The sequence below is a fragment of the Pseudomonas persica genome, assembly GCF_900291015.1.
Classification (GTDB): Bacteria; Pseudomonadota; Gammaproteobacteria; order Pseudomonadales; family Pseudomonadaceae; genus Aquipseudomonas.
Window position 1 is genome coordinate 1 of record NZ_OLKL01000350.1, and the last position, 239, is coordinate 239.

Below are 239 nucleotides of genomic sequence, written 5' to 3' on the forward strand. Positions count from 1 at the left end.
CTGCAATTCAGCCAGCAAACGGGTGATATCACGCACGATCCCCGGCCGGTCATTCCCTACCAGCTCCATGGCAATCGGTTTCCAGGTACACGAAGGCTCGATGCCACTCTCGGCGATCAGCACGCGAATGTCATATCGGACCAACCCCTGCAGCGAAGCCACCAGCTCGTCGTAGTTTTCCGCCGGCACCGCCACCCGCAGGATGCCGGCAAACTGCCCGGCCATGCGCGACATGCGGC

General features: G+C 62.3%; 1 protein-coding gene. It reads right to left on the reverse strand.

The features are described from left to right. Positions 1 to 239 (reverse strand): ACT domain-containing protein (locus FQ664_RS26835; protein WP_474707162.1); only part of this gene is annotated, 239 nt, incomplete at both ends.